At 37.9% G+C, this 14,090-nt stretch carries 12 protein-coding genes; all 12 read right to left on the reverse strand.

The window, feature by feature from the left end:
* Positions 1–837: 837 nt before the first annotated feature.
* The 12 genes from IGI79_RS06800 to IGI79_RS06855 all read right to left on the reverse strand — a co-directional run bounded on the left by IGI79_RS06800 (position 838) and on the right by IGI79_RS06855 (position 13,896).
* Positions 838–1,683 (reverse strand): hypothetical protein, encoded by an 846-nt coding sequence (locus IGI79_RS06800; protein WP_142433043.1) that lies wholly within the window; start codon positions 1,681–1,683, stop codon positions 838–840.
* Positions 1,684–2,594: 911 nt separating this feature from the next.
* Positions 2,595–3,539, reverse strand: a complete 945-nt coding sequence (locus tag IGI79_RS06805; RefSeq protein ID WP_142433042.1) for an L-lactate dehydrogenase — start codon at positions 3,537–3,539, stop codon at positions 2,595–2,597.
* Between the two features lie 114 nt (positions 3,540–3,653).
* Positions 3,654–4,178, reverse strand: coding sequence for a hypothetical protein (locus tag IGI79_RS06810; RefSeq protein ID WP_195273474.1), 525 nt, complete (start codon positions 4,176–4,178; stop codon positions 3,654–3,656).
* Positions 4,175–4,519: a hypothetical protein gene (locus IGI79_RS06815; RefSeq protein ID WP_065095801.1), complete on the reverse strand. Its 345-nt coding sequence runs from the start codon at positions 4,517–4,519 to the stop codon at positions 4,175–4,177. Before IGI79_RS06815 ends, IGI79_RS06810 begins: the two co-directional genes overlap by 4 nt.
* 35 nt (positions 4,520–4,554) lie before the next feature.
* Positions 4,555–4,746 carry a hypothetical protein gene (locus tag IGI79_RS06820; RefSeq protein WP_065095802.1) on the reverse strand — a complete coding sequence of 64 codons (192 nt, stop codon included), beginning with the start codon at positions 4,744–4,746 and terminating at the stop codon, positions 4,555–4,557.
* Between the two features lie 162 nt (positions 4,747–4,908).
* Positions 4,909–5,202, reverse strand: coding sequence for an rRNA processing protein (locus IGI79_RS06825; protein ID WP_065095803.1), 294 nt, complete (start codon positions 5,200–5,202; stop codon positions 4,909–4,911).
* A gap of 83 nt (positions 5,203–5,285) precedes the next feature.
* On the reverse strand, positions 5,286–7,334 hold the full coding sequence (locus IGI79_RS06830; RefSeq protein ID WP_195273476.1) for a beta-galactosidase: 2,049 nt from the start codon (positions 7,332–7,334) through the stop codon (positions 5,286–5,288).
* On the reverse strand, positions 7,331–9,577 hold the full coding sequence (locus IGI79_RS06835; RefSeq protein ID WP_195273478.1) for an alpha-galactosidase: 2,247 nt from the start codon (positions 9,575–9,577) through the stop codon (positions 7,331–7,333). The genes IGI79_RS06830 and IGI79_RS06835 overlap by 4 nt, the downstream gene beginning before the upstream one ends.
* Positions 9,578–9,669: 92 nt before the next feature.
* The gene (locus IGI79_RS06840) at positions 9,670–10,107 is read right to left on the reverse strand and encodes a DUF3284 domain-containing protein (RefSeq protein WP_065095806.1); all 438 of its coding nucleotides are present in this window, start codon (positions 10,105–10,107) and stop codon (positions 9,670–9,672) included.
* A gap of 12 nt (positions 10,108–10,119) precedes the next feature.
* Positions 10,120–11,454 carry a PTS sugar transporter subunit IIC gene (locus IGI79_RS06845; RefSeq protein WP_065095807.1) on the reverse strand — a complete coding sequence of 445 codons (1,335 nt, stop codon included), beginning with the start codon at positions 11,452–11,454 and terminating at the stop codon, positions 10,120–10,122.
* Positions 11,455–11,601: 147 nt separating this feature from the next.
* Positions 11,602–12,645 (reverse strand): LacI family DNA-binding transcriptional regulator, encoded by a 1,044-nt coding sequence (locus IGI79_RS06850; RefSeq protein WP_065095808.1) that lies wholly within the window; start codon positions 12,643–12,645, stop codon positions 11,602–11,604.
* A gap of 213 nt (positions 12,646–12,858) precedes the next feature.
* On the reverse strand, positions 12,859–13,896 hold the full coding sequence (locus IGI79_RS06855; protein WP_195273480.1) for a Gfo/Idh/MocA family oxidoreductase: 1,038 nt from the start codon (positions 13,894–13,896) through the stop codon (positions 12,859–12,861).
* Between the last annotated feature and the right edge of the window lie 194 nt (positions 13,897–14,090).

The following is a 14,090-nucleotide window of genomic DNA, read 5'->3' on the forward strand; positions in this document are numbered from 1 at the left end:
ATGACTTGAAAAAAGCGCAAATGATAAAAATAAATACAGATAACTAAAAAACTAGAGAATTATGGGAATTTACGATTAGTGAGAGAGGTTAGAACGAGGAATTATGAACTTAATCATTTTTTATTTATTATAGTTTACATAATATATATTATACAAAGTAGATTCAAATGAAGTATGAACCGTTATCAACCTGAATTAAACCGAATTTTACCACAAAACCGATTTTTGACTCTTCTGCAAAATTTTAAAATTATTTTGTACTTGATTCGTTTGTTTTCTCTTACTAGTTATACGTTATCCATTTACTAGAAACCAATGATTTTAAATCTATGTTCATCCTAAATCTACAAAAAAATCAGATTGACATTCTTGCATCAGATTTAAGTTGGTCTCAAGAGTTTTTTGTGACTTCGTCAATTTATGTATTTATCATCAACTAATCTATATCAGCCATTCTAATAATATGTTTTGCTAATTTCATATGTTTATTCATAAATCACATATAAACAATCATTTTAACTATCTTTTTCAATTATTATTACTCTAAATAACTTAGCTCACTATGTTCCTTATTTTCCTCGGAAATAACTTTTTTGGTTCTATATATTATCTATAGAAATGCCAGAAATGTCGTAAAATTCTGAGCCGTAATTCTGTTTATTTTGATGAACGTATTTAATTGGATGGGCTTAGTTTTACAAATTTAATCCAAAAAAATAAATCTAAGCTTATAGTAGGCTTAGATTTATTTTTGATGAATTTTTTTTCAATTTGAAATCATTCAGACTATTTGTCTAAAAGCAAAGCATTAGTCTTCACGAGTAGTTTGTTTACAAATTAAAATTCGAATGAATCAACCAATACCGCTGGTACAGTAATTTCTCCACCAATTGCTGAAGTATATGTCATTTCCCCCATTGACATACCTTTAATTGTAATGTAATCATCTTCTAAAATACGATTATCTTGTAATTGATCTTCGCTAATTTCGATTAAAATTAATTGATCATAATTTCCGTCAATTGCAAATCTAAATTGACTATAATCCTCGCCTTTAATAACTTGAATAATTTCTCCGTAGAATTTAACATTTTTACCAATATTTGAATCTGGATTTCTTGCTATATTATCATAAGTAATTCCAGTTTCATATTTATTTTTTTCTGCTTCAGCTTGTGCCGCAGCTTGTCGTTTCTCTTCTTCTTCTTTAGCTATTCTTTCTTCTTCTTCTTTCTTAGCCTTTTCTTCTGCTTCCGCCTTGGCTCTCGCGGCTGCTTCTTCCTCTTTTTTGGCTCTTTCTTCTGCTTCCGTCTTGGCTCTCGCGGCTGCTTCTTCCTCTTTTTTGGCTCTTTCTTCTGCTTCTGCTTTGGCTTTCGCAGCAGCTTCTTCCTCTTGCTTACGTTTCTCTTCTTTTTCTACTTCAGTTAACTCAGGTTTCTTAGAGCTTGATACCGTTGTTTCTTCCACTTCTTTTGACTGAGAACTCAATGAACTTTCGCCTCTCACTTGGGTGGTCGAGTCTTCATCATAAATTGAAAATGCGAACAAACAAAAAGCTGAAAATAGAAATGATGCAATAGCAATCCCCTTAAAAAACCAGTTCTTTTTATTAACAAAAAGTCTCCAAATTCCATACCCCAAAGCAATTGTAACTATCCCAAAAAACACTATAAATCCTGTCATTTTTCTCCGTCCTTTACTAGACAATTAATGATTAAATATCATCTGTTTGTTCGCTATTTTTATTGCTCGGTTGGTATTTCGATGTTTCTTGATATCCTTTATAAACTTTGAGAAGTTACAGAGCTACAACAGTGTAGTACAATTTATTTCCTTCATCGATTATAAATTCTGGATATATTTTATCCCAAATCCCCTTCTCCTTTCTTTAACATTTTAAAACTGATTCGATGATGAAAGATTCAAATTTTTATGGCTTCTTGAGTTACTGCCTAATCTACATAGCAATTAGAAATTTTGAATCTTTCTTTAGCATGTTCGGGCATTAACCTAAATCATTCTACACAATCGCCTCTGCAATAAGAGCAGTAATCTTAAAAACTGAAAGATTATTTATATAATAATACTCTTACCTTCTTCTCTAGTGAAGATGAACACCCAAGTGGATTTTTCTGAGTAGAAGGCTTTGTAATATATAGTCATATCAGTCAAAAAATAACGTTATAAGTGATATTTTTAATTTGATGGCTAACGATTCTATATAACAACAACTAATTACTTTGAATTTTAAGCTCAGCTTCAGTAAACGCCTTTACTTGAGGTCTTATAGTTCATAATATACTATTTTTTACTATGAGTAAACACAGAAACAATATAACCAATCATCAATAGATTACCTTTATCTTTTTGTAAAAGTTATTACAAATAGTTTTTTATTTTCGGCTTGATCAAGGATTAAGATTATTTTCTTAAATTAATTAGAGAAGTCATAAATGTAAATTTTTTTCAAAACTCATTTAATGAAACGATTGTTGTTTATTTTTCTTATTTTATTAAAAAAAACGGGAATAATCGGAAATAATTTTTTACTACTTTCCGATTTTCCCGTCTTTGTGTTTATTTCATTGCTGATGTTAACGTACAGTATCAAGTACTGCTTTTAGTTCGCTAACTGATTGATGGAACATTGCTTTTTCTTGAGGTGTGATCGATAGTTCAATGATTTCTCTTACCCCATTTTCATCAACGATCGATGGCACACCAGTAAAGATATCTTCTTCACCGTATTCGCCATTTAAGTAAGCTGAAACTGGTAGTACAGCTTGTTCATTATTTAGGATGGCTTTGACGATTCGAGTCGTACTCATACCAATACCGTAATAAGTTGCTTTTTTACGGTCAATGATTTCATAAGCTGCATTTTTTACTTTGTCAGCAAGCACGTTTAAATCATTTTCTTCTAAACGATGATCTTTCTCAACGTATTCCATGATTGGTTTACCACCGACTGTAGTATGTGACCAAGCAGCTACTTCTGAATCCCCATGCTCACCTAAGATATAACCATGTACGCTACGTGGATCAACTGCAAGTTTCAAAGCAATTTCTTTTCTGAAACGAGTTGTATCTAAAGTTGTTCCAGTTCCTACCACTCTTGAAGTTGGTAAGCCGGATTCTTGCCATGTTAAGTAAGTTAAAATATCGACTGGGTTTGAAGCAACCACGAAGATACCATCAAAACCTGAAGCCATGACTTCTTTAACGATTTGACGAGTGATTGCTGCATTTGTTTTCACTAGATCTAAGCGAGTTTGACCAGGTTTTTGGTTCACGCCAGCAGTTAAGATCACTAGATTTGCATCTTTACATTCTTCATACGTGCCAGACCATACGGAAACGTTCTTTTCGCCCCATGCCATTCCATCTAGTAAGTCTAAAGCTTCTCCTTCTGCTTTTTCTTGGTTGACATCGATTAAGACAAGTTCATTGGCAACACCTTGATTGATCATCGCATAAGCAATACTTGTACCGACAAATCCTGTACCTACGATTACAACTTTACGACTTGTTTTTTTCATGTCTAACACACCTTTCATCCGTTCTTTGTTATTTTCATGAAAATTATAAATCGGTTGCTATCATTTTTCAATAATATAGAAATTATATATACTATAATAATTTTTTATAGAAAATCAATAACGTCCATAGTCGGATTGTGTTCTTCTCACTCTTGGTATTTCTTTACGACAAGTGGGCAAGCCTTTAATTGATAGATCATTTGTTTTTACTAAAGCAGTCATTTGCGGTGAAAGTTTTGTTACTTTAGATCGTAAAGACATAGGTTCAGGTTTTGTTGATTGATAAGCTTGATGATCATCAGGTAAAGAATTGGTACTGGATTGTCGTGAGAGATAGCTAAAATTAGGATCTCCTTCCAAACGAGTAGGAGAAATTTTTAGTTGTAGATCTTCGACATAAATTCTTGAAGAAGGTTTTTTATAGAGTGGATCCCCAAGTTTAGGTATCCAGTTTTTTCTTCTTTCACTGCGCTTGAGCTTGTTAGTTAACCGCTCCATTTCATTCTCACCAGTATATTTAGGATAGTTTGCAGCATGATAAGTCGAATAGATAGCTTCGTTGATTCGTTGGAATAGCATTTCCCGATATGTATTTGTATTGAATAATCGATGAAACTGATACAGTATAAAATCCCTCAATCTTCTTGCTCCTCATTCTGGTGCCATGGCTCAAAGACATCTCTTTGTCTACTTGCTCGGGCCTTTTCTTTTTCTATATTGCTCTTCACTCTTTCTTCTTGGACTTTATAAGAAGCCGCAACTTCTTTTTTAAAGTGTCTGCGATCTTTACGAGTCACTCTTTTAATATATTTGAATATTTGCCAAATAATTACGACAAGTAAGTAAACCGTAAAAAAGCCAGAAAAACCAAACTGAATAATAAACGACATAAGAAAAGCAGCAAGCTTACCTGCTTGACTAGCTGATGGAAAATTTTCCTGCTGTTGCGCAATAAATGTTAAAACCCAGTACATGCCCATTTTCTTTTTCCCCCTACTCCTCTTTGTTCCAGTGATTACTTACTCTTTTTATATCGACTTTTGGCGAGTGCTTGTTTAGATGGTTTCCCCATTTTAGGTTGTGCAACCATTTTTACAGAAATAAAAACACATAAAACAATAACAAAACTTGTGATACCAATGATCATAGATGTGTTATTGATAAAATATTTTGTCAATAATTGAATGATGTCTGTTTGACCAACCACTATGTTTCACCTCCTTTAGACATACAATAAGCAATCATAGTTTATAATGAAAGGCTGGTCCGAAAAAAACTTTTTTTGACTTATTTTGAAAAAATAGAAAAGAACTTGCATCCGTAAGCCTTCAACATGGCTCATGTGGATACAAGTTCTTTTTTTGATTACTTATTCTTTGTGTTTCCTTTTAAAAGCGTCAAATTTTTCTTTCGCTTCTTCTACCACTTCATCTAGTTCTTCCTTCAAATGATGTTTCTTTGTAGGATGCTCAGACTCTTCTTCCACAGCATTTGAACCAGACATCGCGACTTCTTTTTCTTCACCGGAGTTGGTCCCAGCTAACGCCTCTTCTTTATTTGTTGTTTCACCTGAATTAGTTCCGGCTAACGCAACTTCATCATCTGTTTTAGGCGCCATTGACCCTCTTAAGCGTTTTTCTTTTTCTCCATCATAATTTGTCATGTTCTCGTCCTCCTTGTTGCTCTGTCTCTATCCTACAACAAGAATAAAATAACTGTCAAAACATAAAGGCGTATTCATTCGTATTAATTGTCTTTCCTTAGAATTTTCACTTCGTAAGGTGCAAACGTTAGTATACCAGTGAGCGTTTGATTTGTTTCGATAGCCAAGTGAGGATCAAGTAACTCAAGTTGTTGCATCTCTTCAGAAAAATTCATTAGAAAGTAATAGCTCTGTTTCCCATCTGTTCGCGATTGAATCGATACTTTTGGATGTGATGCCTTAATGATTCCTTGTTGCAATTGTAATGATTCGATGATTGGTTGATAAAATACTTCTAAAAAGTCCAGATCGGTACGGGCCGCTAAATAATAAGCAGTCCCTTTCCCTAAGCGATTTTCAACTAAAGCTGGTGTACCAGTATAAAAGTCCTTTTGGTAAGTAGCCCTCACCTTCCCTGTCGTTTCTTTGACGATACCACAGTAGTCTTTTGTTTGATACGTTTGTTCCTTGTAAAGGATTTGATTGTATTCACCTGGATAAAGCGTATCAAGCTCTTTTGGCAAGACACCAAAAAGTGTTTGCAATACTTGTGGCCATTCTCCAAGATGTAACCGATCGTGTTCATTGACCATTCCGGTAAAATAGCTACCAATCAACGTACCACCATTTTTGACATACTCTGAGAGTGCAACCATTGTTTCTTCCCGCATCAAATAGAGCATTGGTGCAACGACTAAAGCATAATTAGAGAAGTCTTGATTTGGCGTCAAAATATCAACAGCGATATCTCTTTCCCAAAAGAATCGGTAATGTTCTTGAAGTGTTTGGATATAACGACGAGTTGGACGACCAAAACCACCGCCTCTCTTTAATGCCCAATTGCTTTCCCAGTCAAATAAAATAGCGACTTTTGCCTCTGTTTGTGTGCCTTTGATCGAAGATAAAGTGTCTACTCGTTTTCCGTAAGCCGCTACTTCTTGGAAGACTCGATTGTTTTCTGAATTGTCATGTTCGACCACCGCCCCGTGGAATTTTTCGGAATTCCCTAGTGATTGCCGCCATTGAAAATAGAGTGTGCTATCTGACCCATGTGCCAGTTGTTGCATCCCACTGAGCAGATGCATCCCTGGCTTCTTCGCCTTGTTGAATGCGTGCCAATTCACGTAACTAGGCGTCGATTCCATCACGAGAAACGGTTGTTTCTTCAATGAACGATATTGATCGTGGACGTAAGCTGATTTCATGGCGGTCACATGTAAGGATTCGTATGGGTTATGCCAGTCGGGGTAGCTATCCCAACTGACGATATCTACAACTTCAGCAAATCGGGAATAATCAAGTCCTTCCAGGGGAATAAAGTCATGTTGATCATGGCCTTCTGCCATAAAATTAGTCGTTACTGGGATTGCTGGTGTGAGTTCTCTGATCGGTTCGATTTCATGTAAAAAGAAATCGATCGTCCGATCAGTCACAAATCGTTTCCAGTCTAAGTCCATGCCATGTACTTTATGTTCTCCAAGAGGCGAAGGTGGTACAACTTGTGACCAACTGGAATAATCATTGCTCCAAAATGTCATCCACCAAGCGTCATTCACCGCTTCTAAGGTTTGATATTTCGCTTTGACCCACTCACGCCATTTGGCTGCACAAAGTGGACAGTAGCATTCTCCTGAGTATTCATTACTGATATGCCACAGCAATAATGCCGGATGGTCACCATATCGTTCAGCTAAACGCCGATTGATTTGCTGGACTTTCTCCCGATAAATTGGGGATGTGTAGCAATGGTTATGGCGAAAACCATGATGATGCTTTTGTCCTTTTGCATTCGTTCGATTCACCTCTGGATATTTTTCACTCAGCCATTGCGGTCGTCCGCCACTTGGTGTGGCCAAGATCACACGCCCTTGACGTTTGTGCATCTCTTCAAACACTTTATCCAACCAGTCAAAGTGATAAACCCCTTCTTCTGGTTCTAATGTACTCCATGAAAAGATCCCGACAGTTACAGTATTGACATGTGCTTTATCCATCAACTCAAAATCTTTTTTCAATACTTCAGGGTGATTCAACCATTGTTCCGGATTATAATCCCCACCATGGAGTAAACGTGTGTCATTATATGTCTTCACTTCATTTCCCTCCTTTCTACCAGATGATAGATGAATGATTGACAGTCTCCTGCAAGTTGGTAAGTGGTATGGTTGGCTCCATTGAACAAACGTGGTTTTTTCAGACCGACATTCATCAGGAAATGACCGCTAATCGTTTCTTTTTCATTGATTTGATAATAACTATCCTTATTCAGGCATTCTGGAAGTGGTAAATATGCCTGTGCAGCTGGATTTGCACGTCCTAATTTTTGATAAAAACCAATGATTGCTTCTGACCGATCGTGACTAAACACACCCCAACAAATTTCATTATCATACGGATGATTTGGCAAGATCTGGAGAAATTCACCGTGAGTCAGCAACTGACGATGGGCTTTGTAAAAAGTGATCCGGCTACTGATCTGTTGTTTTTCTGCTTCTGTCAAAGTCAATAGGTCTAATTCATAGCCTAAAGGCCCAAACATGGCTACATCTTGGCGGAATGATAAAGAAGTCTCACGTAATACTTGATGATTCGGAGAAGCAGAGACATGATTACTAAAGCTAGAAATGGGGTATCCTGCTAATGTTCCGCTAAGAATACTTAATCGTTCCAACCCATCACTGGTATCACTAGGCCAGATTTGTGGACTATAAAATAGGATACCTAAATCATATCTCCCTCCCCCGCCAGCACAACCTTCAATCAAAAGATCAGGATAGCTGGTCAATAATTTACCGTAAAGCGTGTAGACGCCTTGGACATAGCGATGGAAAAACTCCTGTTGATGCATCCCTTGTTTTTCTAAATAAGCGGAATAGGCTTCAGTGATATTGCGGTTCATATCCCATTTGATATAAGTTAAATTTGTTTCTTCGATGATCTTTGCCATTTGCTCATAGATTCCTTCAACAACCGCCGGATTCGCAAAATCAAGCACATATTGTCCACGTCCCACCGAGATACGTGAATAGGGATGTTTCACCACCCAATCTGGATGTTTTTCCAATAACTGACTATCAGGAGAGATCATTTCAGGCTCGAACCACATGCCGAATTGAAGACCCATGTTTTTGAGCTTTGTTGCAAAGGAAGCCAAACCGTGTGGGAATTTTTGCTTATCAGGCGTCCAGTCACCTAATGAGGAACGATCATTGTTTCGTTTGCCGAACCAGCCATCATCTAAGACAAAACATTCCATCCCTAATTCTTTTCCAATGGTCGCAAGGGACAAGAGTTTTTCCTCAGTAAAATCGAAATACGTTGCTTCCCAGTTGTTGAAGACGATTGGTCGTGGCGTGTCTTGCCATTGACGATCAATCAGGTAGTTTTCGATAAAATGTGTCAATTGTTTGGCAAGACCATTCGTACCTGCAGCGCTATACATCAAGACTGCTTCGGGTGTCGTAAAGCTTTCCTTAGGCGCTAATGTCCAAGTAAATTGTGTCGGATGGATACCGATCATCACTCGCGTTTTGTCCCATTCATCCACTTCTGCTTGAGCGAGAAAATTACCGGAATAAACGAGATTCATTCCATAGACCTCTCCTTGATCGAGCGTCGAGTTTTGATGTTCTAGCCGGATAAAGGGATTATGCTGATGGCTACTTGCACCTTTTAGTGAGCCAATCGCTACGACTCCTTGTTCAAGCGGCCGTTTCTTTTCATGCCGTTCTTTTAACCAAGCACCTGAAAAATGAGTGAAATCATACGCTTTGGTGGAAAGATTCAAGACGCCTGAAAGCATGCGATGGATCTGTAAATCTGCCTCAGATTGATTGATCAGCGTCTGACTTTGTACAATGGCGGTGGAATCGTAAAATAAGGTGTAATGAAGTATTAGTTCTAACTGACGTTCCTGATCCACTAATCGCAATGAGAGGGTTTCTGTTTCTTCCTCATTGCCATAAGTGGTCGGACAATTCAAGTTTCTTGTCTTGCCTTTTTTTGTCGTTGCTTCAACAAAGCGAAAATCTGTGTAGTAAGGCGTTTGGTTACTTGAAAGTTCGATCGCGCCTTCTTTAAAATCAGAAGAACCATACACAGGATATGCTTGTGGATGATCAGTTAACGTAAAATTCGGGTCATCTTCAAAAAACTTGACTGTTCCAGCAGATTTATTTTGATCTGTGACCAAGTAGTCGATTTCTTCAACAGATAAGCCATGTAAAGGTTTCCCGTAATAGATTTGCTCGATCTGTCCATTTTGCATGACATGGAGAATAAAGCTAACTTGCGAATTATTGATGTGAAATATGCGGTTATTTAATTGTTCAATCATGGAAGGCAACACCTCTTAATTTTTAGTTAGTAAAACAGACAAGGAATGAAGAGAACGACGTTTTGTTCCTCCATTCCTTGTTTGTGGAGAAATCAGAGCTTTTGTATCAAATAATTGACTCTTTTGGCTAACTGACGATTGTAAAAGAGTTTATAAAATGGCAGGACAAAAAGCAAACTCAGCTGCGTTTTGGCATCAACCAGTTCATTTCTTTCAGAATAATGCAATGTGAACTGCTGCTCATCTTGACGTTTTAGTTGGTAGGTTTGAATGATTTTTCCACCGGAGTAATCAGTAGTCATTTCAAGTAGTTCATCTTTGACTAAACGTTGGATCGTTAGCGTACTTTCGACAGTCGCTTGCCCTAGTTTTGTTTGAAGCGCAGTCGTGACAGCTGCTCCTTCTGTCAGTTTGGTAATTGAAGAGTCCTTGCTGTGAAAATAGTTTAATTGTTCTTCAAGTAGTACTTGGTAAAAATGTGCGGGGTGTGTCGGTATTTTCTTTCGGTAGTTCAAGGTATCGATCCGCATACGGTTCACTCCCTACTGTTCTTCTATGGTGATTTTTCCATCCATCAGTTGGTTTTCTTTTTCTTGTTTCAGTTGTTGGCGTTCTTCCTTCAAATATTCACGGTCCATCGCAACTAAGAAAGGCACCCAGATCAGTGTCATCACAACTACTGTTACGATTTGTAAAAGTGCGCCGGTGATCGAACCAGTTCCTAACCACCCTGACAGTAAAATCGGCGTCGTCCAGACAACTGTTGCCCCGATTGGACGAGGAACGAAGCCCAAGTAAATCGCAAAGTATGAAATCGTGGTAGAAGCTAGTGGCGCTAGAATCCAAGGGATGAATGCTATAGGGTTCAGCACGACGGGCAGTCCAAAAGTCATTGGTTCTGATACATTAAAGATCGCTGGCGCCATGATCGTTTTCATCGTTTTCTTCATTCGGATGGAGCGAGCAATAAAGAACGCCATCGTGATCGAAATACCAAGTTGCATTCCTTGATTGACGAACACCCCCATAAAGGTCGTATTGATGATATGTGGCAACTGCTCAGCGCCATTTTTATATGCTTCAAAGTTTTCGATGGCTAAAGCACCCATGATTGGATCAATCACTGCATTGATGACTAACGTGCCATGGATACCGAACCACCAGAAAAGTTGCGTAAAGAAAACAGCGATCAATACAGCTGGTAAAGTTCCGCCAAGTCCCATCAAAGGTTGTTGCAACATCTGATAAACGAAATCGACTGCATTTCCCCAGGTGGTAAAAGTAAATAGATAGCGGATGATGTTGAATAAAAACAAAGGAGCAGCTCCGGGGATGATTGCCACGAAAGATTCAGCGATCATCGGCGGTACAGATTCTGGCATCTTGATCGTAAACCCTGAGCGACTGATCCGACTATAGATTTCTGTAGCAACGATCGCTGTCAAGATACCCACGAACATCCCTTCAGCACCTAGTTTCGATAAAGGAATAAACGTACCCATGGTTTCATCGCTCCCAAACGGTAACAGCATGATGAAACAAGAAAGTGAAATGGCACCAGCAAAGATTTGTGGTTGTTTGTAGTGACCAGCCAATTGATAACCGATCCCAAATACAATAAAAAGTGCTGAAATACTCATTGTCGCATTGCCGACAGGTCCAAAGAACTCATTTAAAAAGGTATTGAATGCTTCTGGCAGAAAAGTAGCGAAGCCAAATGTTGTTGGCAAATTTTGGATAATGATCATGATGGAAGCAAACATTGTTGCAGGAAAAGCCATCATAAAACCATCTCGGAGACTGAGTAGATATTTATTATTTGCGATCAGCGTTGCAGCGGGCACCATTTTTTCAGCTAATTTATCGACAAATTTCATGTGTGATAACTCCTTTTATTTAATATGTGCAAACGTTTACTTGGTGAGTATAATTGTTTACTTAATGTTTACACAAGTGAGAAAACAAAAAAAGTTCGAGAAAGAGAGATTCTCGAACTTTTTCAAGGGATAAATGTGTAAAATGAGTTAATCTAAAAGCGCGCTGTCCTGTCCGATGGAGTCTCGTAACACGAGTTCACTGCGACAGATCACACGGATCGGCATCGTTCGTTCTTTTAGCATGCGTTCCTTCGCTAAGCGTACAGCTAAACGCCCCATTTCTTCCGGGTTTGCCTTAATACTTGATAAGCTTGGTGTCATGAATTGAGCCATTTCGATATCATCAAAACTCACGACAGCAATATCATCAGGGATTTTTTTATTTGCTTCACTGATTGCTTTATAAACACCTACTGCCATCGGATCACTGGCGACGATAACTGCTGTGGGCGGTGAGGATTGCGCCAATAACTCTTTACCTAAACGAAGGCCATCTTCAGGTTTCCAGTTTCCTTGATAGGTATTGGCATAATGTTGCAGGCCATTTAATTTCATCCATTTCAAGTAAGATTCCGCCCGGATCTCCTCTTTGTTTTTATGGACTTCACCGTTTTCAGCTACTTGACTGCTGTAGCCACCGATAAATGCGATGTTTCGATGGCCTTTCTTATAGAGAACTTCTAATACTTCCACGGTTTTTTGTTGGAAATCGGTTTGGATACAGTCAAATTCTTCAGAGTTCGAGTAGTTATCGACCAAGATCAAGTTGGGATTGATCGTAGCGATTTTTTTCGTTGCTTCAATCGTCATTTCACTGATCATGATCACCGCACCATATTTCGCTAACTCTTTCCATTCTTTATGGGCATCTCTCATATGGAAAGCACGGATCGTGCGAAAACGCCACTTTGCTGCTTCTTTTTCAATGCCACCACGGATTTTGCGAAAATAGGGATCATCTAATTCTGCTTCTTCTTGATGTCGAACGATCAAGGCAATCGTCATTTCATCTCCTAAACTTCGACTGCCGCGTTTATTTTTATCGACAGAATAATTTAATTGATTGGCAATTTCAATCACACGTATCCTCGTTTGTTCGTTGATGCTAAATGTGGGATCTTCATTCAGGATACGGGAAACACTCGCTGCTGAAACCCCAGCGATTTTTGCAATATCACGTATAGATGCCATTTACTCACCTCTTGTTTACTGTTTACTAAATAGTAACAGAAGATCAAGCAAAAGGCGAATGAAAATTTAGCGTTTGCCCTTTGAGGATTTGTTGTTGCATTGTGTGAATCAGTGGGTAGAATAAACGAAAAAACCGTAAATCATCCTTTTGATTTACGGCTCGATTCTTTCATTACTTGGAAAAAAGTATCCCTTTTGGATGTAACAACATCCTTAATTTTCAAATGCAGTTTTTGCTTCTTCGATCTGTTGGATACCTGTTTCTAATATGTTCATTTGTAATAACGTTTCTTCATCTTTTACGATTTTTTCTGCACCATTGATCAATGTTTCATAGATTCCTTCGTACACTCGGCGATAATCTCCGACTTCAGAAACAACTTTCTCTTCATGATACGTTCCTTCTTCATCAATGTAGGTCAATACACCATAGTGTTCCGGTTGATCAATCCCGAAGTCCGCATTTTCAGGCATATAAAACATTTTTAAGTGTTCTTCTTGTCGGTCTTTTGTTTGTTTGACAAACATCCCTTTTTTGCCATAGACGACAAAACTAGGACGTTCTTTGATACGGAAATAACTTGATTTGATCGAAACTTTCATTCGACCGTAGTAAAAGTCTAAGTCAAAGTAATCATTCATTCGACCGGTGCCTAGTAATTGACGGACATCGTAATGAATATCATCTGGTTCACCAAAATAAGAAAGGACCTGATCTACTGTATGACAGGCATGACCATACAGGTAGCTATTTGCCACTGAAAATTCTTTTGTATTCTCTGGGATTTCTGGGCGGAAGTAGTCATAGTGCATTTCCACTTCTAAGATATCACCAAGCTTCCCACTTTCGATCACTTTTTGGACGGTCAAAAAGTCCGAATCAAAGCGGCGATTTTGATAACATTGGATAAATAGTCCTTTTTCCGCTGCTAAGTCGAATAATTCTTTTGCTTCTTTTGAAGTTTCTGCAAAAGGTTTTTCGACTAACACGTTCTTGCCATTTTCCAAAGCAAGTTTGGCGTATTCTGCATGAAATTGGCTTGGTGTCGTGATGACTACTAATTGGATCTCAGGATCATGCCACAGATCAGACAACTGATCGGTATATTCGATCTCATCAAAAGTTTCCCAAATTGGTGCTGATGGAGAGTAGATTTTTTTGACGTTGATCTTGTCAGGTAGCCTTCTTGAGAAGGGCAAATGATAGCGATTGGTACTTTTGCCATTACCTAAATATGCGATGGTTAACATGTCGTTTCCTCCTGCTTTCGAATGATTTCTTTTCTTGAGTATAGCGCACTATAGATAAAAGAAAACCGATTCTAGTTTTTTTGGTAGAAATGTTCAAAGAAATTGAAAGAATGACGATATTTTTGAAAAAGATGTTCAATCTTAGACTACTGTAAAAAGAAGTGGTTATTTTTCTAGTTATTCAGTAAGATAGA

It is taken from the genome of Enterococcus sp. AZ084 (genome assembly GCF_051714905.1).
GTDB lineage: Bacteria > Bacillota > Bacilli > Lactobacillales > Enterococcaceae > Enterococcus_B > Enterococcus_B pernyi.